The sequence below is a fragment of the Streptomyces sp. NPDC093591 genome, assembly GCF_044764885.1.
Taxonomy (GTDB): Bacteria; Actinomycetota; Actinomycetes; order Streptomycetales; family Streptomycetaceae; genus Streptomyces.
This window is the reverse complement of the sequence record NZ_JBIWIY010000001.1, coordinates 175,316-197,464: the sequence shown is the minus strand read 5'-3', so window position 1 is coordinate 197,464 and position 22,149 is coordinate 175,316. Positions and strand designations below refer to the sequence as shown.

At 70.4% G+C, this 22,149-nt stretch carries 13 protein-coding genes; all 13 read right to left on the bottom strand.

From position 1 onward, the window contains the following. Window positions 1–16 precede the first annotated feature (16 nt). The 13 genes from ACIREI_RS00835 to ACIREI_RS00775 all read right to left on the bottom strand — a co-directional run bounded on the left by ACIREI_RS00835 (window position 17) and on the right by ACIREI_RS00775 (window position 22,132). On the bottom strand, window positions 17–2,203 hold the full coding sequence (locus tag ACIREI_RS00835) for a hypothetical protein (protein ID WP_403325722.1): 2,187 nt from the start codon (window positions 2,201–2,203) through the stop codon (window positions 17–19). Continuing rightward, window positions 2,203–6,000, bottom strand: coding sequence for a putative baseplate assembly protein (locus ACIREI_RS00830; RefSeq protein ID WP_403325720.1), 3,798 nt, complete (start codon window positions 5,998–6,000; stop codon window positions 2,203–2,205). The genes ACIREI_RS00835 and ACIREI_RS00830 overlap by 1 nt, the downstream gene beginning before the upstream one ends. After that, window positions 5,997–9,104, bottom strand: a complete 3,108-nt coding sequence (locus ACIREI_RS00825) for a putative baseplate assembly protein (RefSeq protein ID WP_403325718.1) — start codon at window positions 9,102–9,104, stop codon at window positions 5,997–5,999. Before ACIREI_RS00825 ends, ACIREI_RS00830 begins: the two co-directional genes overlap by 4 nt. Further along, window positions 9,101–9,493, bottom strand: a complete 393-nt coding sequence (locus tag ACIREI_RS00820) for a GPW/gp25 family protein (protein ID WP_403325715.1) — start codon at window positions 9,491–9,493, stop codon at window positions 9,101–9,103. The genes ACIREI_RS00825 and ACIREI_RS00820 overlap by 4 nt, the downstream gene beginning before the upstream one ends. Beyond that, entirely contained in the window at window positions 9,490–9,825 is a 336-nt protein-coding gene (locus tag ACIREI_RS00815; RefSeq protein WP_403325714.1) for a hypothetical protein, read from the bottom strand. The genes ACIREI_RS00820 and ACIREI_RS00815 overlap by 4 nt, the downstream gene beginning before the upstream one ends. A gap of 22 nt (window positions 9,826–9,847) precedes the next feature. Next, the gene (locus ACIREI_RS00810; RefSeq protein ID WP_403325712.1) at window positions 9,848–10,387 is read right to left on the bottom strand and encodes a phage baseplate assembly protein V; all 540 of its coding nucleotides are present in this window, start codon (window positions 10,385–10,387) and stop codon (window positions 9,848–9,850) included. A 64-nt stretch (window positions 10,388–10,451) separates the two neighbouring features. Then, entirely contained in the window at window positions 10,452–11,591 is a 1,140-nt protein-coding gene (locus tag ACIREI_RS00805; protein ID WP_403325709.1) for a hypothetical protein, read from the bottom strand. Further along, window positions 11,584–11,958 carry a hypothetical protein gene (locus ACIREI_RS00800; protein WP_403325706.1) on the bottom strand — a complete coding sequence of 125 codons (375 nt, stop codon included), beginning with the start codon at window positions 11,956–11,958 and terminating at the stop codon, window positions 11,584–11,586. Before ACIREI_RS00800 ends, ACIREI_RS00805 begins: the two co-directional genes overlap by 8 nt. A 180-nt stretch (window positions 11,959–12,138) precedes the next feature. Further along, window positions 12,139–12,822, bottom strand: coding sequence for a hypothetical protein (locus ACIREI_RS00795; RefSeq protein WP_403325703.1), 684 nt, complete (start codon window positions 12,820–12,822; stop codon window positions 12,139–12,141). Further along, window positions 12,819–13,430, bottom strand: coding sequence for a hypothetical protein (locus tag ACIREI_RS00790; RefSeq protein WP_403325701.1), 612 nt, complete (start codon window positions 13,428–13,430; stop codon window positions 12,819–12,821). Before ACIREI_RS00790 ends, ACIREI_RS00795 begins: the two co-directional genes overlap by 4 nt. Next, window positions 13,420–19,812, bottom strand: coding sequence for a DUF4157 domain-containing protein (locus ACIREI_RS00785; RefSeq protein ID WP_403325699.1), 6,393 nt, complete (start codon window positions 19,810–19,812; stop codon window positions 13,420–13,422). Before ACIREI_RS00785 ends, ACIREI_RS00790 begins: the two co-directional genes overlap by 11 nt. After that, window positions 19,809–20,156: a hypothetical protein gene (locus ACIREI_RS00780; RefSeq protein WP_403325696.1), complete on the bottom strand. Its 348-nt coding sequence runs from the start codon at window positions 20,154–20,156 to the stop codon at window positions 19,809–19,811. The genes ACIREI_RS00785 and ACIREI_RS00780 overlap by 4 nt, the downstream gene beginning before the upstream one ends. Further along, the gene (locus tag ACIREI_RS00775) at window positions 20,147–22,132 is read right to left on the bottom strand and encodes an ATP-binding protein (RefSeq protein WP_403325693.1); all 1,986 of its coding nucleotides are present in this window, start codon (window positions 22,130–22,132) and stop codon (window positions 20,147–20,149) included. The genes ACIREI_RS00780 and ACIREI_RS00775 overlap by 10 nt, the downstream gene beginning before the upstream one ends. Window positions 22,133–22,149 lie beyond the last annotated feature (17 nt).

The window sequence follows — 22,149 nt, the reverse complement described above, 5'->3', positions numbered from 1 at the left end:
AGTCGGTGGGTGCGGCTCACGTCACGAAGAAGATCCCGGCGTCCGTGCCCGCGGGGGTGTACTCCGCGAGCCGAGCCCTGAGGCCGTCCTCGCGCTGCGGCCGGTACAGGTCGTGGAAGGCGCCCATCTCGGCGCCGTCGTCCGAGCCGCGCCGGATCTCCTCGGCGCACCGGTCGGCGAGCAGCCCGTACCAGGGCGTCCCATAGCGCTCGGAGGTGAACAACGGCCGTACGCGACCGGCCTGTTCGGGCCCGGCGAGGTCGGGTTGGCAGCGGTACCGGCGCGGGGTGCGCGAGCCGGCCGGTACGTACGAGTACCGCATGCATCCGATGCCGCGCCGGGCCACGTGGAGCCGGCCGGTGAAGACCGAGTTCTCGGCGATCTTCACGGCGTGCGTGTGGATCTCGCCGATCACGGTCGTGCGGTGCAGGTGCAGCACGGCGTGCGCGTGGCGGCAGTCCGGCGCGGACAGGGCCTCGCGGTCACTGCCCGTCGCGTCGAGGATGCTGTCGCGCAGGTGGATGTCGAGCGGTTCCTCGCTCACCTCGTCGCCGATGACCTCGATGGTGCCGAGGACGCTGTGCTCGACCTGGAGGCACGCGGTGGTGCGCTCCAGGACGATGCTGGGCTCCTCCGGCGAGTGCGGATCGCACTCCGGCTCCAGCGACCAGCCGGGCACGAGCGTGGAGTGCCGTACGACGACCGCGCCCACCGGGCCGGTGACGTTGATGCCGCGTCCGGCGACCAGCAGCCCGTCGAGCACGATGCGCGGACGCTCGTGCGGGGCGCAGTCCTCGGACACCGCGCGGATGTTGAGGGCGTCGGGGCGGTTGCTGTACCAGTCGAGCAGGCGGATCACCGGCCGGGTGCCCTCGGCGGCCCGGACTTCGAGGCGGTCGCCGGGGTCGAGGTCGAAGTCCAGCTGCTCCTGGTAGGCGCCACTGTGCGTGATCTCGATGATGCCGGAAGGGCCGGTCCGGTCGGCGCGGCGGTCGTGCTGCCAGGCCCGGTAGGCGTCCATGATCTGGCGGTACGGCTGCCCGGGGCCGACCCGGTAGACCTCGGCGTCGGGACGGGGCTCACGGTCGAGGCGGTCGTACTCGCCACCGCCCATGTCGGCCGCGGACGCGTAGTGGTAGTCCACCCAGACGCCCTGCCGGGGCGCCGACCGCGAGCCGAACGCGATCCGGCCGAGTTCCGGGTCCACGGCCACCTGGCCGCGCTTGGGCCGGTAGCGCCACTCGGACAGGTCGGCGACCACGATGTCGGACGGCGGTACGGGCTGGTCCTCGCCGTCGCGCCGGATGACGAGGCTCTTGCCGGGGCCGTAGTAGTCGGTGAGCCGGTCGTGGAGCCGGCGGCGCGTGATGAAGGCCGGGACGTTGTCGATGGTCGCGATGTGCGTGGGCGACGGCTCCGGGAACGGCTTGGTGACCAGCGGGGTGTCGTTGCCCAGGATCGAGAAGGTGTAGAGGTTGCGGGCGCGGTCGATGCAGTACGCCGGGGACTGGGTGAGCGAGTGCGCCTTCAGCCGCCACACGAAGAGCGCGACTCCGGCGGGCGTCCAACCTCCTTGCCTGTGGCGTGAGTTGGCGCGGCGCACGTCGACCGTGCGGGCCGTGGCGCCGAAGGGTCCGCCCGCGAGGTCGAGGGCGGAGTTGTCGCGCAGGTCGACGAGACGGCCGCGCTCGCCGCGGTGAGCGCCCGTGTCGCCGTACAGCTTCACGGGCTGGGTGTGGGAGACCTGCCGGGACAGCTCGACGGCGCGGGCGGGCCAGCCGGTGACCTGGTCGGAGAGTTCCTCCAGGAGGTGGAGGGTGCCCTTGCGGCGGCGGTTGGCGACCGTCGCGGCCACGTCGGCGCGCGGGGCGACGGCCTCGGCGAGGGCGGCGCGGCCACCGTCGTGCAGGCCGGTCGTGAGGACGCGCTCGTAGCCGGGCAGGGTACGGTAGCCGACCAGATCGCCGAGGTACGGCAGCACCCAGGGCGCCGCCGTCTCCACGAACAGGTCCTCGTAGCCCTGCTGGACACCGTCGCGGACCCGGTCGAGCTGCTCGGCGATCACCGCGAGCAGCGCGCGCAGCGGTTCGCCCTCCTCGGCGTCGCGCAGCAGGTGCCAGCGGGGCAGCAGCTCGGCGAGCCCGTCGGGTTCCCTGGACGTCGTCGCAGGGGTCTGCGTCTCGAACTCAACGTCCGGGGACATCACTTGACCTCCGTCAGAATCAGGGTGTCCGCGGCCCTCGGCGACAGCAGTGCGAGCTGGGCCGGGCGGATACCGCGGAAGACGAACACCGAACGGCCCTTCGCCAGGCGCCGGGTGTCGGTGATGTCGGGGTTCAGGCGCAGGAGTTCGGCGAGCGGGACGCCGTACCTGGCGCAGATCTCCGACAGCGTCTCGCCGTTCGCGGCGCGGACGGTGTGGATCTTCTCGTCGTACGTCGCCGGGTGCGCCGGGACCGACGACTTCGGCGGGCCGGGGTCGGTGAGGATCCCGGTGAGTTCCCCGGGCGTCGCGGACGCGGGCACGCCGGTGAAGACGTCGACGTCGATGTAGTCGACGCCGGGCACGGAGTGGGCCGTGGCCAGGACGTCGGAGAGACGGGCGGGGCGCCCCAACTCACGTCCCTCATAGCCGAGTCGGCGGAGCAGGGCCTGGCGGAGCCGCGGTTCGACGATTTCCCAGGCGTGGTCCTTGGCCACCTTCACCTTGGCGGCGACGAGCAGCAGGACCAGCTCACGTACGTCCACCCGGACGGGAAGGTTCATGTCCCCGTACTCGGTGAGCGCGCCCCGCAGAGCCTTCAGTGTGTCCGAGTCGCCGTCGATCGGCACATCGTCGGTGCCCGCGACCGTCACGTGCAGTACGCGGCGCCGGCCGTCGAAGAGTTCGCGTGCGGCGGCCCGGCCGATGCCGGCGCGGGAGCGGGCGAAGTCCTCGTAGTCGGACGCCGAGACCAGGCGGTCGAGGGCCGAGACCGCCAGCGGGATCGTACGGCGGGTCAGGCCGGGGCCGTCCGCGTCCGCGCCGCCCTTCGCCGGGCGCGGGTTGGTCACCTGGGTGACGCCCAGCGGCCGGGTGAGGGGCTGGGTGACGCGGTCGGCGGCGACGTTGGCGGCCCTGCCGGTGCCGAAGCGGTAGCGGGCGCGGATGTTCTCGTGGCCGGACGGCAGCCGGGCGCCGTTGATGCCGTCGCCGAAGGTGACCGTCGTACGGCCGTCGGCGGTGGAACCGGTGATGTAGACCCGCTCGCCCGGGCCGCGTCCGGCGAGGCTGTCGACCTCGTGCCAGAGGACGCCGTCGACCCGGATCTCCAGCACCGGGGTGGCGCCGAGGGGGTTGTCGTCGGCGAGCCAGGTGAGCGGGGACTGCCACAGGGCGAACGTCTGGTTCACGCGGTCCGAGTCGCCGCTGCCGATGGCCTCCTCGCGGCTCTCGCCATGGGTGGCCTCGACGACGTTGCCGAGGATCCTGACCGTCTCGCGGCGGTAGCGGTGGGCGAGGCCGGCGGTCAGGGTCAGGCGGGTGTGGACGTGGTCGCCGGGGAGCTGGAGGTCGACGGTCTGGTCGGCGGCTGCGAGGGTGACGACCTCGGTGGCCCGGACGCCCGTCGTCCCCGGGATGTCACCGCGCTCGCCGCTCACCACGAGGGTACGTCCGGGCCGCAACCCGTCGTACAGCTCGGCGAGTTCGATCTCGTTGCCGTGGACGTCCTCGCCGAGCGGTTCGTCGGCGAGGCGGAGCGGCTCGCCCGCCGCGTGGACGGTGGTGTCGCGGATGTGCGAGAGCAGGACGTCGAACTCGTCCAACCACGGCTCGGTGAGGGTGAGTTCGGTGCCGCAGCCGGTGATGCCGTAGTTGGAGTACGCCGCTGTACGCACCGCGGCGACCTGGGTGGTGACGAACGCGAGCTTGGCGTCGCCGGGGATGCCGTCCTGGGCGCCCTTGGCGGGGCGCTGGATCGCGACCCAGCTGCCGACCGTGATGCCGGTGTGCACCGAGTCCAGCTGCAGGACGCGGCGGTTGAGGGGCTCCGGCTTGCTCGCGATGACGATCTCGACGTTGGGCTCGGTGGTCCCCACCGTGTACTTGAGGCTCACCTCGTACTCGCCGTGCGTGAACTGCTCACTGGCGTTCGGCCGCAGGGAGATCTGCTCCGACGTGCCGTTGTGGATGCCGACGTGGACCAGGCCCTCGTCGTCCGGCCGGGACACGAAGAGCGTGCGCTCCGGCAGGCCCGAGAGCAGGCGGGCCGTCACGCCGGGCTCCTGGGAGTCGGTGGGCCGGCGGTTGAGCCAGTTGAGGTCGCGGTCCTGGCTGGAGCGCACCGACAGCTCGACCTGGCCCGTGCCGAGCGGGAACGTCACCGGCTGGGCGGTGTTCAGGTTCTCGGCGCGCTGGTCGGAGCTGCTGCCCTCGACGTACTGGAACTCCGCCCGGACCGGTGTGCGGCCCGACGTGTCGTACACGACGCGCATGCTCGCCAGCACGGCACCGGTGAGCGGCCAGTCGGCGGTGCGGATGACCCGGCCGCGGTCGTCCTGGACGGGCTTGAGCGGGGCCGTGGCGCCGAAGGGGGCGGCGGTGACGCGCATGGCGAGCATTTCGCGCAGGAGCTGACGGGTGCCGGGGGCGGCGGCTGCCGCCGTTCGCCAGGCCGGGTAGAGGCTGCCGAGGGCGGGGTTGAGGACGGAGAGCAGACGTGCGGTGTCGCCTCCGGGGCGCTGGCGGCCGGTGCCGCCGTGGGGGGCGGGTGTCGCTCCGCGCAGGGCGGGGAGGACGGCACCCAGGGTGTGGAGGGCGGCTGCGCGAGGGTCGACGCCGGACGCCCGGGCCCGCTCGCTCTCCTGCGCGTCGCGCACTCCCGGCTCGGCCTCCGCGGGCTGCGCGGGCGCCAACTCCAGTGCCCGCTCCGCGAGTTCGGCCAGCACCGCCTCCAGCTGCTCGAACCACGCCGCCACGTCCTCGTAGGGCTCGGCCAGCACCTGCGCCTCGCCGAGCCGTGCGACGGGCTCCGTGAGCCGGGCCGCGAGCCGCTCGGGGGTCTTGATGCCGTCCAGGTCCTCGCGCAAGGGCTCCAGGACCTGGTCCTCGAAGTCCTCGATCAGTCGGCTGACCGGCCGCGGATTGGGCACCTCGGGCGTGGGCGGCTCGTCGCCGGGCTCACCCGGGGCCTGCGGCGCCGTCCAGCGCCGTACCTCGTCGACCAGCTCCTTCAGGGTCGGCGGGGCCGACTTCGGCAGGGAGATCGCCGTGATCTCGTCGTCCCGGTCGACGCGGGCCTTGGCGACGGGCAGCAACTTGCGTGCGCCGCCCGCCTGTTCGCCGAAGACGAAGAGCAACTGGTCTCCGGTCCGGAGGGAGTTCGCCGTGCCCGTGACGTAGATCTCCGAGCGGCGCTCCAGGTCCTCAGGCGTGAGCAGGGTGGGGCGCCTGCGGCGGACCTTCAGCTCGTTCCAGTCCCAGCGGGCCGTCAGGTCGCGGCTCGTCTCGAACGTCAGCGACTGCTCGTCGGCCGAGGCGGGCACGCTGTGGCTGCGGGCGCCGCGCGGGATGGTGACGGCCAGCGCCTCGGCGCGCGGGTCGCGCTCCAGCGTGTACGCCAGATGCGTGGCGGCGGCGACGCCGGGGCGCGGGCGGTGGCCGACGAGGCGGCCGAGCAGGACCAGGGAGCGGTGCTCGTTGGCCGTGCGGATGTAGGCCTCGTCGGCGATGCGCTCGGAGTGGAAGGTGAGCAGGTCGCCGAGGACGGCGGTGGCGTCGAGCAGGCCGATCGCCGGGTCGTCCGGCGTGCGCACGGTCAGGCCGTTGAGGGCCGGGTACGCCGGTGAGGCGAGGCGGTCGAGCAGGGCGGCCCGGAAGGAGCCGTACTCGCCGACGCGGTAGTCGAGGGCGGTGCGGCCGGGCGGGTTGTGCACGGGGGCCGGGGTGAGGCGCTCGTCGTGGCCGCCGCGGCAGGCGCCGCCGCAGGCGCACTCGTCGATCGTCGAGTCCGTCGTCATCGGGCACCTCCCAGGGAAATCGCCAGCCGGCCGTTCTCCGGCCGGTCCGGGTCGTTGTCGCAGGTGGCGATCTCCAGCGGGCCGAGCCGCAGCACGCCGTCCTCCCTCTCTCCTCGGTCCGGCTCGAACAGCCGCCGCAGCCGGGTGACTTGGACGCTCTCCACGCCGGGCACGGCCGCCGCGACGGCGACCAGGCGGCTGAGCCGTACCGGTTCACCGAAGGTCAGCGCGTCCGGGTGGAAGAAGCCCCGCACACCGCTGCCGAGTACGCGGTACAGCTCGGCCAGGATCTGCCCGTGCTGGTGGCCGGGCTCGGCACACACGGTGAGTGCGATGTCCAGCGGTACGAGACGCGCGGCGCCGACGACGAGGTCGTGGCCGATGCGCCGGTACGGCTCCAGGGCCTGGGCGACCGAGTCCAGCAGCTCGGCCGACGGGGCGCCGGTGCCGTACGCGTCGATCGCGACATGCGCCTCCTGGACGCTGCCGGTCCAGCGCAGCTCCGCCGCGGCGCGCTGCACGCCGGGCAGGGCGGTGGCGAGGGCCGCGTAGTCCTCGGCGGTGACCGCGCGCAGGCGGGTGCGGCGCAGGTCGAGCGGAGCCAACTGGCGTACCTGCTCGATGTGTTCGGGTTCGATGCCGCCCTTGGCGGGCAGCGGGTTGCGGACCACGGCGGCGGGCGGTGGCTCGCAGTCGGACTGGACGACGAGGTGGTTGATGGCCTCCGCGCCGACGTTGCCGGCCGTTCCGCCGCCGAGCCGGTAGTGCAGGGCGAGGCGGGATCCGGGCGTCGGCTTCGCGCCGTGCCGCCCGTCGCCGAAGCGCAGGGCGAGGCGGCCGTCGTCCTCGAGTTCGCCGACGAAGTGGCGGTCGCGCGGGCCGCTGTCGAGCAGATCGCGGCGCGGCTCCCACACCGCGTCCTCGTCGCCGCTCTCGTGGAGGCGTACGGCGGGCAGGGCGCGGCGCGGGTCCAGGTCGAGGGCGGCGGTCGCCGAACCGCGCAGCACCGGCTCCTCCGGGTGCAGTCCGGCCGCGTATGCCGGGCCCCAGCTGTGGGCGATCTCCCAGGCGATGTGTCCGTCGAGGACGGTACCCGCGCGGGCGCGTGCGGTCAGGACCTCGATCCGGCGCAGCTTGGCGTCGAGCAACTCGTCGCTGCGGTGCAGGAGTTCGCGCAGGGCACGGACGGGATGGCGGCGGAGCTCGATCCTCTCCAGGATCCTCAGGCCGTAGATCACGGCGAGTTCGGCGATCTCCTGCTCGGAGAGCCCGTCCCGGTCGCGGGCGCTGCGCCACAGCTCGACGAGCCGCTGCCGGACCCGTCCCGGTATCGCGGCGATCCGCTCGGCCTGCCCGGCGGCGACGGTGCCGAGGTCGGGGAAGGGCACCGCCTGCACGACGGGCGCACGGCCGAGGACGGGACGGAAGCGGGGCTGGATGCCCGGGTAGACGGACTGGGCGAGGAGCGTGCGCAGGGCGGCCGCCTGGGCGTACGCCGTGCCGGGGACGACCCGCTCGTGGCGCTGGCCGGCTCGTTCCAGGCCGAGCCCGGCACGGTTGGTGGCGGATTCGCCGACGACCTCGAAGAGCTCGTGGATGTCGTCCGGGGTCAGCGCCTCGCCGGCTTCCGCCTGATCCGTAAGGGAGTTGATGAGCCGGGCGGGTGCGTTGCCCTCGTCGCGGTCGTAGCAGCCGAAGGACGGCGGGTCGCAGGGAGCGACGACAGCCGGGACCTGCGGGACGGTGAAGGTCTCGGGTAGTCCGTGCAGGGTGCGGCCGTGGTCGACGAGGACGACGTTGCCGCGCGCGAGGGTCACGTCCTCGACGGGCAGGCAGTCGCGTCCGCCGCGGGTGGCGAGGCAGAGCGGGAAGCGCAGGGCGTCCTCGGCGGCCCAGGTGACCTCCAGGACCGGCTGGTCCTCGATGCGGTCGACGGCCGGGGTGACGGAGGTCAGGCGGACGGCCTGGCGGTGGCTCGGGTCGGCATCGCCAGGGGTGCCGGTGCGCGGGCCCTTGACCTCCTCCAGGACGAGCACGTCACCAGGCTTCAGGTCGAGTTGGCGATCGCGGCACGTCTCCGCGTCGACCCACTCGTCGCGCAGGGTCGCGGAGGTGGCGCCCTTCGGCAGGGTGCACACCTCGCCGCCCCAGGTCCACAGCCGGATCGCGTTGTGCGCGACGCGCAGCTCCAGCGGGTCGGCGGTGACGACCGGCTCGAAGACCTCCACCGAGCCGCGCTCGTCGAGGTCGCCGAGGTCGGCCTCGTCGATGACGGTGCCGGGTTCGGGACGGTCGTGCGGGTCGAGGGAGCGGACGTCGACGGAGGCGAAGCGGTACGTGCCCGGGGCGAGCGTGTGGTCGCCGGCTGTCTGCACGGCGACGTAGGCGCGGGCCGTGCAGCCGTCGTGCATGGCGTAGTCGATGAGCCGGACGTGCCGCCGTACGGAGACGCGGCGGCGCGCGGTGTCGAGGTAGGCCTCGGTGGCGACCGCGTCCTGCTGGTAGCTGATCTGGTCGCCGGTGTACGCGAGCAGCTCGACCAGGGTCGTGCCCAGGTCGGCGGGGTTGCGCTCCACCCAGTCGGGGGTGGTGAGCGCGAGCCGGTCCAGGAGCAGCTTGCGGATGGTGTCGTAGTCGCGGGCCGTGTAGTCGACGACGGGCGCGGCGGGGAAGTCCGTCTCCGGCTGCTCGTCTTCCTTGCAGTCGAAGGGGGTGGGGCAGTCGGGCCGGAAGGCGAAGGTGGCCCGGTGGTAGCGCTGGTCGAAGCCGCGGAACGGTTCGGTGCCAGGGCGGCCGTACGGGTCGGTCTCGACGAGGGAGAGCCGGTAGCGGGAGGTGTCGCCGGCCTGGTCAAGGGTGACGTAGAGCCGGTCGTCCAGCTCCGGGTCCTCCTCGCGCTCCACACTCACGTCCACGGCGGTGATGCCGGTGATGCGCCGGCCGCCGTCGATGCGGACGTTCTCGGAGCCGAGGCCGTGGGGTGCCTTGCCGAGGAAGGTGACGGTGAGCAGCAGCCCGTCGTCGCTGACCTCGACGGCGTCGATGCCGTTGAGCTGCGCGGCTCGTACTTTGCTCCGGCGGGAGGTGGCGGTCGTACCGGTCATGCCGTGGCCCTCCCTTCGAACACGTCGTCGCGCCGGGTGCCGTCGGCGCGTATGGCGTACGACAGGTACACGCGCACGACGTTGTCCTCGCTGATCACGTCGAGGGCCTCCACGTCGATGAGGTCGCCGAGCCAGCGCTGGAGCGAGGCCTGGACGGAGAGTTCGAGGGTGCTGACGAGTTCGGGGCTCGTCGGCGCGAAGACCAGGTCGAGGAGCCCGCAGCCGAAGTCGGGGCGCATCACGCGTTCGCCGGGACTGGTGAACAGCAGCTGTTCGATGAGGTCGTGGACGTGCTCGCCGTGGGTGGCGTGCGCGGTGCGGCCCCGGCGGTCGGCGCGGAAGGGGAACGCGATGTCGCTGCGGGGGCGTTGACTGGTTCGGCGGCTCATCGGACGGTGACCTTTCGCTGCGCGGCCTGGACTACGGGCGGCCCCTGCGGCACGAGGGCCGCGCTGAAGCACTCCGCCGCGGAGGTGTCCAGCAGCACGGGTGCGCCGTCGACGGTGATGCCGGAGGCGTGGGCGGTCCAGCGGACCGTCACGCAGGGCGCGGGCACGCCGTTGACGGTGTGCGGGCAGCCGGTGACGACGTAGCTGTGCGCGGCTGTGGCGACGGCGGCGCCACCGGCTCGGACGCCGCCGGAGGGTGTGGTGGCCGCGGTGACGCGACCGCCGTGCGGGCAGCCGATCACGGCGTCGGCGTCGAGCAGACTCCCGGGCATGTTCTCTGTTCCCCCGTCTTCCTCATCGCTTGGAGAGCACAGTCAACTGGCCCTCGTTGATGGTCACTTCACGACCGCGCAGAATGACCTCCGCGCCCGCGCCGGTCGCGATGACCACGGCTTCCTTGGTGATACGGATGTACGCGCCGCCCTGCGCCTGGAGGAGAATCCCCTGCTCGGCACCGGGCGTGTCGTTCATGACGAGCTTGTGCGCCTGGGGCGTCTGTACGACGACCGGCTTGTTGGGAGAGTTGGCCTGGAGCTCACGCCGCGCGTCGGGCGGCAGTTCCTCGGCGGCGCCGTACCAACACCCCGTCCACACGGGGAAGCTGGGATCCCCCTGCTCGAACTCCACCCACACGCCGGCGCCGGGCGGCGGCACCACGAACTGTCCGGACTCGGGCCCGGTGAACGGCAGGCAGGGCAGCGCCCACGTCGACGGCTCGTCACCGAGGACGTCCGGAACCTCGACGGTGATCCGGCCGATGCGCAGCGGGTCGTCGTTGTTGACGACCCGGCCTCGGAACTTGCCGAGGAACCGGTCCTTCGGTCCTGTGACCATGGTGCAGTGTGCTCCTGTATCTCTCCGCGTCTTCTGACGACCGTGGGGAAGCCTTGGGGAAGCCTCAGGGACGAACCGTGCCGCTCCGGGCGATCAGTCCCTCCCGCGACAGCGTGAAGTTCTGCCGGAACGAGCCGGGGCTGAGATTCGACGTCACGGACTTCACGTAGTAGTCCCCGTCGTACGTCACTCCCGCGCCTCGCACCCCCACCAACTCCCGAGGCCGCAGCAGATATCCATGCCTGTTCACGTCCAGACTCCCGGACCCGGAGATGACGTCCGCCGACATCGCGGCCCGGGCGAGCGCCTCGGCCTCGGCCTGCCCCAGCTCCTTCTTCGCCGTACCGGAAATCGTGCGGCGTTTGAGCGCCGGAGTGGCCCGGCGCCCGAGCGGCGGCCGCAATGGGTCGATATCCGGCTGAGGCAGCAGCCGGGTCCCCCGCGTCAGCGGATCCTGCACGCGCACCTGCGGCTGTTCGCGCGCCGTACCGTCGTACGCGAACGTCAGCTGATCAACGGTGGAGTTGGTCTCCATGTTCACGTTCAGCGCATGCTGCCGCTGCCCGAGCCGCTGCTCGGGCCCCCAGTAAGCGGTGGACCGCCCCGGGACAGGCCCGGGATCCAGATAGAAGGTGTAACCGTTCGCCTGGGCAAGCTCGTTGAGGTACTGCAGGTCGGTCCCGGTCTGATAGTGAACGCGCAGATCCTGCCTGGGCGGCTGCGCGATCTGCTCGCGGACGACGTGCGGCTGGATGCCGTAATCCGCGTACTTGGCCAGAATGCGCGCGGCCCTCTGCGACGGCGCGAGGTTCGGATACCGGTCGGTCCGCTCCTCCAGATCCATCAGCAGGGTCAGGTCCTCGCCCGTCACGGTGAGCGTGGACTGCCCGGGCCGATTACTCGCCCCCACCTCCTGCCGCACGATCAGTCCGTCCAGCAGCACCCGCGAGGTGCCCTTGATCGAAACAGTCACCATCACGCGAGTCTTGGGATCGAAGAACCCCTCGGGCAGCAGCCTCTTCGCAATGGCCCCTTTCTTGCTCAGATCAAAGGCCATTTGAAATCCACTACGCTCCCCCGCCGTCATCGTGATCTGACAGGACAGCAGCGCTTCCGCGATCTCCGCCGGCACCGGGCGGGTCAGCTTCGGCCCCATGTGCAGGGTCAGGTGGACGGGCCCCCGCCCGATCGGCTCATCAGGCATACCCGGCTCCCGGGAACACCCCTGGCACCGGAAGGTCGATCTCCCGCCCGGGCTCGTCCGTCAACTCGCGTGGATCCAGTACGGGGTTGGCATCGGCGATCTGCCACCACTGATCGGAGTCCCCGAAGTACCGCTGCCCGAGGTGGTCCGGCCGCTCCCCGCTGCTGACGGTGTGGATGGTGGTGTCCTCGGGGCTCGCGTTCCGGTCGATGGGCGGCAACAACCGCCGCTTCGTATACCGCACCTCCGTCCCGTCGGCCCGCACATGCACCCCGATCTCCGCGTCGTGGTACCGGCTCGACCGCGGATACGGATGCGCTCCCGGTATGTGGTCCAGCGCACTCTCGTACGGCTCAGTGCTGGCCATGCTGCTCAACTCCCCCTGTTTGTACGGGTGTCACGGGTGCCGGTGTCGCTTGTGCGGGTGCCACTGGTGCCGGTCCCATGTGCACGGGCGTCATGTGTACCGGTGTCACTCGCGCTGGCGTCGCTTGTACGGTCGTCACGTGGACCGGCGTCACTTGCACTCGCGTCCTTTGCACCGGCGTCACCTGTACTGGCGTCCCGTCTGGCGGCCCAGAACGCGGCCGCCACCGAGCCCGACCGCCCCCAGCCGCCCGCCCGGCGTCATCCCGGCCAACCGCTCCTTCTGCGCCAGGTGCGCCAGATACAGGTCCGCGCCCCGGTGCTCGGGCGGCAGATCACTCACCGACAGCACCTTCATGCCGATGTTCAACGAAGCCCGCATCGGATTGAGGTTCACGTCGAAGGCCGTCTCACTGATCGACAACTCTGTCAGCCGCACCGGCAGCACCCGCTTGCTCCCCCAGGTGAAGAGTGTCAGCGGCATCTCGATGGGACTGATCTCGATCGTCCCCTTCTTCGCCTCCTGAGTGGCCTCCCGCAACTGCGCCGTCGTCGGGTGCACCAGCATCTCCAGCGCGGCGAGCTCCGGGTGAATCCCGTCCGGCGCCGCCACCTCGAGCTGATCGGTCGAGTCGATCTCGGCGGTGAAGGTCCAGGTCTCCTCGGCGGGACCCTTGAGCCGCAACGCTTCGTTCCGGTCGCCCTCGCCTTCTCCTTCGCCTCCTGCGGCTTGTGGCGCGAGGGAGCGTTCGAGGGTGTCTGGGTTGAACTGCAGCACGATGACGCGCTCTGGGGTGCCCAGTTCGGGATCCACAATCACAATCCCGGACCGAATCGGCTTGGGTATGTCCGCATATCTGGTCACTGCTCCGGTACCCCCTCGTGGTCGTAAGCCTCGAGTACGCTCATAGCCGTCTTCCTCAAACGAAGGTCGGACTGTGTAGCAAGAACCTCGTTCAGGAGTGCCCGGTATTGAGCGAATGGAGTGAAGGACGTCGCCCAGATAGCCGCTTCCTGGAGCTCAGGATTCCCGCTGGCGAGGAACGAGCGGATGCTACCGAAGAGACGCTCACTGAATTCTGGAGGCGCCCCGACGCTGGCTTGCATGAGCGCTTGTGCCGACTTCTCAGTGTCCTCAGCCGCCTCTACGGAATCCAGGAGCTCTTCGAATGAATAGACGTCGACACTTCCCTTGACCAAAAATGCGGCTGACTCCACGAAATCCGGACTATCTCCCGAAACTCTCACAACGGAGCAATTGGAGAGATCGTCCACGACGAAGTGAAGGATGAGCGCCGGTCCAGCCATCCATTGGACCTCGTAGGGGACACCCTGATCCGGGTCTGCGGGGATTTCTCCCCGGCATGGCCAGCCAAGCGACTCGGCAGCCCTCTCGACTTGCTCCTCAGCCTCGTCAGGGTTGCCCCGAATAATCAGGGGGCGAGAAAAATAGCGCGAAGATTCAGAAACCACTGGCACCCTTTCTCGCCCGCAATACGCTTTGGAAATCCTGGAAGCTCATCCCTTGCCGTTTGGCGTCGTTCCACATCTGGAAGGCGGCGACGTCGTTTTTCTCGGTCCCGTATGCGGCATGCACATGCTTCCTGATCTGGTCAAATAGTTGATCTTCTGTACTTTTCTTCGATGACCGATTGACCTTTATATCGAGCCCCTTAATCCAGTTTTCCACAATGTCGAGTTCGGCTTTCATCATGTTCTGTGCGCCTTGACTCAGGTCCTCAGCCCTCCCGCCTCTTCGACTGTCAGACTCCACGAACTTATTCAATTCTTCAGCATCCTTCTGTGCACCTTGGGCGATCATTTGGAATGATGCCAGATTCGGAGGCCCCCCTGACGCTACCGCACTTTCCATCATAAGTGCACTGGTGGTGGTTGCGGCGATACTGCGCATGCCTTCGATGTCAGAGACAACATCCGTCAGCCCGGCGGAAGCCTTGGCGAGTGAGTTTGCCGGCCTCTCTCCCCTCATGATGTCGAAAGAATTCCTGGACAGACCCGGTCCTACGCTCGGCTGTGAAGCATCACGGATCAGCTTCTTATAGCTCTCCTTCGCAGTGCTTGGCACCTGGCCGCCGCCCTGCTGTGCTTGTGATGAGGACTTAGGTATTGGGACGCTCGCAACCTTGTTTCGAATGATGCCGTGTCGGTCCTGTTGCTCCAGTGGAACTTCATTCGGATTACTGGGCCACCACCCCTGATACCTCGAAATAGTTATGGGAGATTGATTGTTATTCCTCTCGAGGTCGATATCCTCCCAAGTTCGCGGCCGGCTTGCCGCCATCCTTCGGGAATAATTCTGAACCGCCCCCATGCCGACACCCTCTTCGACTTTGAGGACAGTACGGTCTTTCGGTTTCCTTCCTCGAGGGAGGACCTGTTGACTAATTCCCGTTGCAGCGCTATCTCGAGAAGTGTTTGAATAGACGACTTCCCTGGCCACTTGTCGCAAGAATCTCAACAGCCGATCTCTATCAACGGAAATCCCGTTTGAGAAATCAGTTTGAGGATTCAGTCTTGCATGGAGGGAGAAGCTGTCATCTCCCCGAATGGAGAGGTCCGTAAGTCGGTACCGAAGTCTTGCCGCCGAAAGGAAACCTCTTAGAATCATGCCTTTCACGCCCCGTTTGAGCAGAGCATCGGTCCGCGGCTCAAGGCGGGCAACGATTTTGCGGAGGCGGGCAGCCTTGGACTCCGGGGAGTTTTCCTTCTTGCGGCGGTCGTCGCGTTGGCGGCGGCGCTCCTCATGACGCCGTTGCTGCTGCCGCCGGAGCTGGTCGCGGCGGTTCTTGTAGGCGCGGCGCATCTTGCGGGCGTCGTTGTCCAGCTTGCGGCCCGTCTTGCTGTTCTTGCCCTTGCGGCCCAGGGCCTTCTTGGCGCGGCGGTTGCGCTTGAGAGCGGCCTTGGTGGTCTTCTTGGAGCGCTTGTGGGAGCGGCCGGCCGGGGACGGCTTCCGGCGGGGCTTGTCCTTGTCCTTTTCCTTGCCTTCTTCCTTCTTGCGGTCCTTGCCGCCGTCCTTGTCGCGGGTGTCGTCGTCCCGGCGCGTGGTGTCGGAGTCCTTGTCCTTGCTGCCGTCGGACGTGGAGTCCTTGCGGTTGTCGGTGTCCTGCTTCTTGTCGTCGTCCGTGCGGTTGCTGGTGGACGTCGACTGGTTGTTGGAGTTGTTGCTGTTGTTGGCGGGCGGGTTGTTCTGAGGCGGGGAGTTGAGGTTCTCGTTGGCGTTGTTGGTCTGCTGCTGTGCGGCGTTGACCTCGTCGCCCTGGTTCTTGCGGTCGTCGGAGTCAGGGTTCGACGGTGACTTGTCCTTGAAGCCCTGGGCCACGCCCTTCAGACGGTCCGTCACCTTGCCGAGGTACTTGCCGAGGCCGCTGACCAGCGCGTTGTAGACCAGCTCGATCAGGGCGACGATGCCGGCCGCGACGGCTTTGGCGAAGGGGCGGCCCGCGTTTCCGCTCTTGACGGCCTTGAGGTAGTCGATGACCAGGCCGAAGGCGCGGAGGATCTCGGAGAGGGTCTCGTACGCGGCCTTCAGGGCGTCGATGATGGCCATCACCCAGCCCGCGCCGGGGATGAGCTTCGCGACGACCTTGGTGATGACCAGCTCGCCGATGATCATGGGGAGTTGGGGCAGGATCGCGGCCCAGGCCTCCTCGACGATCTCCTCGACCGTCATGCCGCCGCTGATCAGGAGGTCGAAGGTCTCCTTGTCGATCCCCAGGACCTCCTGGACCTTGTCGTTGAACCACTGCTTGATCGCCGACTGGGCCTCCGGGACCAGGTGGTTCCTCGCACCGTCCTCGGCGGAGGCGGCGGCGCCGCTGAGCCAGCCGCCGGGGTCGGAGATGATGTCGCCGGCGATCGTCATCCACTCGCCGAGGGCGTTGAGCAGGCCCATCGCGAGGTCCATCGCGGCTTTGAGGACGCCCTCGACGGCGTCGAGGGCCGCTTCCAGGCCGCGCTTCAGGGCGTCCAGGATGTCGGTGAGGATCTGGCCGATCTGGTCGAGGAGTTCGTCGAGCATCTCCTTGAGCTCGTTGGCGAGATCGTTGATGAAGGCGATCGCGTCGGCGATGAGGTCGATGATGAAGTCGCGGATGCGGTCGGCGATCTCCTGGATGGCTTCGAGGAGTTCACGGCCCAGTTCGACGATGGCCTCGACGAACTCCTCGAACATCTCGACGATCGAGTTGCGGACCTCCTCGATCCACCCGGTCACCGTCTCCTGGAAGTTCGTGATGAGGTTGGTGACGGCTTCGCGCGCCCGCTCGAAGATGCCGACGATCGTGTTCTTGAGATCTTCGAGCCACTGCCTGATCGCGTCGAAGGCCTTCGTCACCCAGTTGCCGGAGTCCTCCTTCGCGTCGTCGCGCTTGGTCTCGGCCTCCTCGGTTGCCTCGGTGCTCTTCTTCGTGATCTCTTCGTCGTCGTCCTTCTCCCGCTGCTCGACCTTGTCGTCGGTGTCCTTCTCCTCCTTGTCGATGTCCTCCCGGACCGCCTTGGACTTCTCGCCCTTCTTCGTGTCGATGTCGGCGAGTTCGGCGTCCTGTTCCGCCCGCCAGTTTTCGCGGTCGTTGACGACCTCGGACTTCGCGCGCTCGCGTTCGTCGGCCTGGCTCCTGGTGTTGGCGTCGACCTCGGCTCGGACGTCCTCCTCGTGCTTGCGCTGGGAGGCCTGGAAGTCCGTGTCCTTCTTCTCGCGTTCGGCGGCCAGGTCGCCCTGGCCCTTCTTGAACGCGGACTGGATCTTGGGGCCTTCCTCGTGCTCGGCCACCTCCGAGACGGCCTCCGGCGGAACGCCCTGGACCTGCGGGCCGCCACCGGACTTGGACGCGGCGCCCTTCTCCTGACCTCCCTCGGGGACGTCCGCGGTGAGGGTCTCGGGCGGGACGTCGGGGTAGATCTGGTCCTCGCCGAGGGGCTGTTCGGAGTCGGCGCGGCCCTCCTCCTCGACCTGGCCGGCTTTCGAGTCGAGCTCGCCGCCCTGCTGCTCGGTGAGCCCGCCCGTCTCCTCCGCCATGCCGACGCCGGGAGCCGTGCCCACCTGGGCCTGCTCCATCATCTCGTCCTCGGTCGGCATGTCGAGGACCTTCTGGACGAGCGCGTCGGTGTCGATGACGTCACCGGCTCCGACGAGGTTGCTGCCCCAGTTGACTATGCCGGCACCGATGGTGGTGGCGCCCGCGAGGATCTTGTCGCCGGTGCTCAGTTCGAAGTCCGCGCCCGGGAGTTCGCCCTCCGGGGCCTGGGCGCCCTCCACCTCGGCGTCCTCCGCCTCGGGGGAGTCGGTCGTGCTGACGTCGTCGTCGGAGTACTCGCCAGGGGGTGCGGCGTCCGGGTCGCCGCTGAGGGTCTCCGGGGAGCCGGCCGGGCGGTCCATGGTGGGCGGGGAGTCGGCCAGGGCCTGCTGTTCGTTGCCGACGCTGGTGTTGACCGAGTTGTGCACTCCGTCCATCGCGGCCAGGGCCTGGTGCGGCTTCAATCCGGCGGCGGTGGACAGTCCGGATTCCGGGTCGGAGGCGGAGAGGTCGGGGGCGGGGCTCTCCTTCTTCGCCTGCTTGCTCCGGGCTGGGGCACCCCCGCCGCCCCCACCGCCTCCTCTGGGGGCGGGGGCCGGGGCGGCCTTCGCGGCGCGGGTGGCGACCGGGGCGTTTGATTCCTCCGTGGGTTCGGAGGTGTCCGACTGACGCGAGGTGGACTGCGGTTCGGGGGCAGCCTCGTCGCCGGATGCGTCAGGAGTTGTGCTCGGCGCCGGGGCGTCGGCGGCAGGGGCCTCCGCGGTGTCCGGCTGCCTCGGGCCGGGGGCGAGGCCGTCCTGCTCTGTGGTGGCGGTCGCTTCGGCGGCGGGACGCGGCTGGCGGGGCCGGGGTGCCGCAGCGGCCGTCTGCCGGGCGGTGCCCGCGCCGCCGAGGGCCTCGGCTTGGTCCGCAGAGGTGGACACGGTCTCCGGTGCAGAGGGTTCAGCCGTGGGTTGCGGGGTGGGACCCGCCCCTCCGGCGGAGGCGTCGCTTCCCGGTTCCGCAGTTTCGGGGTCGGGGGTGGTGGGCTCCGGAGTGGTGTCCTCCGGGGCCGGGCTCGTGTCGCGGGCGCCGCCCTCGGTCTCGGGGGCCGGGGTGTCCTCGGGGGCCGGGCCGATCTCCTGGTCGAGGGGCTGCTCGTCCTGCAGGTCACGGGTGGCCTGCTCGGCCGCTTCGTCCGGGAACGCGGCGTCGCTCACGTCCGCCTCGGCGTCCTCCTGGGCGGTTTCCGCCTCCCGCTGCGCCTCGACCTTGTCGGCCTTGGTGGGCGGCGGAGCCGGGAAACTCGGGGCCTGCTGCTCGGTGCTGGATCCCGGGGTCAGCTCGTCGGCGGTCGGGACGCCCGAGACGTCCAGGTCCGAGCTGGGGAGGAAGTCGTCGGGCTTGAGTTCGACGTCCCAGGCGCTGTTCTTCTTGGGCTCCGCGTCCTGGGCCCCTTCGGAGCCGGGATCGGCGATGTCGGTCTCGGACGTCGCGTCGGGGTCGAGGCCGAGGGGGAGCTCGTCTTCGGCGGGCTCGTCGGACTCCCCGCCCTGGGCACTCTCCTGGTCGCGGGTCGCGGCCTCGTCCTCGGCCTCCGTTTCCTTGCCGGGGGTGACGGATTCGGACGGGCCGTCCTGCTCCTTGTCCTCCGACTCCTGCTTCTGCTCCTCCTCGCGGGTCCTGCGCTCCTCGCGTGCGCCCTTGTCCCCCTCGGCGTCCTGCTCCTCGCTGGCCGCCTCGGACTCGGCGCTCTGCCCGGCGGACTGGCTCTCCTCAGCCCGACGCTGCCCCTGCGGGGATGCGGAGGAGGCCGAGGACGAGGGCCCGGGTGCAGTGCCCCGCGCGCTGCCCTCGGCGGACTCCCGCTGCTGCTCCTCCTCTTCCCCGGACTGTTGCCGCTCGTCCTGCGCCTGCTGCTCGGGCTTCTGCTTGGCGGGCTTCTCGCGCTCGGGCCACTCGGGGCGGGCCGCGTACGCCTCGCGGTAGTACTCGATCAGCTCCAGGGCGTCCGGCAGCGGCTCGGGTACGTCGGCGGGCTCGAGGTCGTGCGGGAGCGGGTCGGCCTCCTGCTCGGCCAGCCGCTCCAGCAGGCGGTCGTACTCGCTGGTGAGCAGCCGTACTTCCAGCCGGTCGAGGACGAGCTCCTGCAGGTACGGGGACATACGGGACAGCTCGACCCGAACGCGGCCGGAGAGGTCGGCCGGGTCGCCGCGCAGGGAGCGCAGGACGCCGTTGGTCAGCCGGTCCACCAGGGTGGCCGGGTCGAGCTGTTCGGCGCGGATCCGGTCGGCGTCGACCGTGGCGTAGCGGAGCCAGCCGGGGGTGGTCTGGCCCTGGTCGATGTCGGGGCCGAGGGCGGGGCTCTCGCCGCGCACGGTCTGCTGGGCGGTCTGTTCGGCCTCCCGCTCGATGGGTTCGTGGGGCAGGCTGACCGCGCCCGGCTCGCGGCCGACCCGCAGCGCACCCAGGCCGTGCGGATTCTGCAGGGTGTGCAGGACCTCGTGGGCGACAAGGCGCCGGCCCTCGGCGGTGCCGGGGGCGTAGGCGCCCTCCCGGAAGAAGATGTCCTGGCCGACGGCGACCGCGTCCGCGCCCAGCAGCTCGGTGAGCGCGCCCGCGTCCCGGTCGGTGTGCAGCCGTACCCGGCTGAGGTCCTGTCCGAGCTGTTCCTCCAGCTCCCGGCGCACGCCGGGGTCCAGCGGCAGCCCGGCACCGCTGACGATGTCCTTGGGCTCCGGGGTACGGGACGCGGCGGCCCGCTCCTGCTCCCTGCGCTTGCGGCGCTTGGCGGCCGCCGAGGACGTACGGGAGTTCTGGCCCGCGTCGTGGGTGCTGCTCATCGGCGCCGCCCGGAGCGGTCGGCGGCGGTGTCCGGCTCCTGGCCGCGGCCCGACAGACCCGCGTGGACAGCCCGGGCCAGGGCCTGGCCGATCCTGACCGGCGAGGTGGTGACGGGCAGGGGCGGCAAGTGGGTGAGGGCGTCGATGACGTGATCGGTGCCGTCCGCGGCCAGCGGAACGCCCTCGTCCCGTACGAGCCGGGTGAGTTCGCTCTGGAAGACCGCCGACACCAGGTCCGGGTCGGTGCCGGGGCCGAAGCCGTCCAGGGCCAGCTCGCCGATCTCCACTCGGACGGTGCTCTGCTGCTCCTGCGCGGTGGGTGTCCGCGGCTCGTTCAGACCCATCCGTGCACCTCCGAGGGCGTCAGAGAGCGTTCCAGCTTCAGGTATTCGGTGCGGGCGGCAGCGAGCATGTGCCGCATCTGCAGACGGTCGCCCTCTTCGGCGGCGAGGAAGGCACCGGACAGCGCGATGTTGCGGATCGAGCCGCCCGCCACGGTGAGCCGGGCCAGCAGGTCGGGGTCGAGGTCCTTGGTGGGAGCCTGGGCGGGCAGCACCCGCCGCCAGATCTCGGCGCGCTCGTCCACGCCGGGGAAGGGGAAGTCGACGACGAAGCGGATGCGGCGCATGAAGGCCGGGTCGAGGGCCTTCTTCATGTTGGTGGTGAGGATGGCCAGGCCCCGGTACGCCTCCATCCGCATCAGCAGGTAGCTGACTTCGAGGTTGGCGTAGCGGTCGTGGCTGTCCTTGACCTCACTGCGGCGGCCGAAGAGCGCGTCGGCCTCGTCGAACAGGAGCAGGGCGCCACCGCGTTCGGCGGCGTCGAAGACCTTGCTGAGGTTCTTCTCGGTCTCTCCGATGTATTTGCTGACCACCTGGGAGAGGTCGATGATGAACAGATCGAGGCCCAGTTCCTTGGCCATCACCTCCGCGGCCAGCGTCTTTCCGGTGCCGGAGCCGCCCGCGAAGAGCGCGGTGACGCCGAGGCCGCGGCGCAGTGTCCCGGCGAAGCCCCACTCCTGGTAGACGGTGGCGCGCCGGCGGACATGGGCGACGATCTCGCGCAGGACGCGGGAGTGCCGTTCGGCGAGGACGAGGTCGCCCCAGCCTGCCTCGGGCTCGATCCGCCGCCCCAGCTCGTCCAGGCCGACGCGGGCCTCGGTGAGCCCGGCCTGCCACAGCAGTTGGGCGGCGTCCGGCCCGTCCTTCCCGGCACCGGCGGTGGGCAGGTCGCGGCGGACGGTGGCGGCGGCGGATCGGACGAGGTGCGGTGGGAGCTGGAACTGGGCTGTCAGGGTGCGGAGTTGGGCAGGCAGCACGTCCGGTACGTCGGCTAGGGCATCCTGCCAGAGGGCGAGGTGCTCATCCTCGCTGAGAGCGGGGACGGGCACGCGCTCCCCGCGGGTGTGGGCGCTGGGAGCCGGTTCCTGGCTGGAGACGGCGAGCGGGACGCCGGCCGAGGCGATGAACGCGTCGGTGGCGGCGGCCTGTTCGCGTTCGAGTCCGCCGGTCTCCAGGAGGAGCGCGGCGGGCAGGAGGATCGCCTCTCGCTGCCACAGGCGGGCGAAGCGGTCGCGTTCCGCCGGGTCGGTGGGTACGTCCTCGGCGGACATCGTGTACAGGCCGAGGCCGGTGCTGCCTGCCGCCGCGGCGGCGATGTCGGCGCGGCTGCGGACGTCGCCGCCGACGAGCTCGACGCGGAGCGGGGCGTCGGCCCGGGGCGCGGACCAGCCCACCGCGACGCGTTCGGCGGCCCGTCGGTAGGAGGCGGGGAGCGTGTCCGGCGCCGGGGTGCGGCGCAGCATGCCGTGCAGGCGGGCATCAAGGTAAGGGGAGCCGAGCAGGAAGTGCAGGATGCGCTCGTCGAGCCGGAGCCGGGTCGTCGTGAGCCGGGACTCGTCGTCCAGCTCGATCAGCCGCCAGCGGCGCAGCGGGGCGACGGGGGTGAGGGCGCTCCAGTGGGGTTCGGTCAGGGCGGCCAGGGCCAGGGCGAAGGTGGGGTGAGCACGGCCCGGGTCGCCCGTGGCGGCGGCGCACCGGGTCGCGGTGCTGGGGTCGAGCTCGGCGGCGGCGGTGAGCAGGATGACGTCGCGTTCGAAGGAGCTCAGGCCGAAGCAGGTGGTGAGGGCTTCCAGAGTGGGCGGTGCGGGGGCGGCCGTCCGAGGCCCGGCTTTACCGCCGCCATCGCTCTCGCCGTCGCTGCTGCCGGTGCGGGCGGCCAGCCGGTCCAGGCGCGCGAGCACGGCGCGCACGGCCCCGGCCAGAGCCGTGCCGTCCGCCCCGGGCCCGGTTGTCCGTGCGGTGCCCTGATGGGTGCTCATACCGTCGTCTCCCCCGC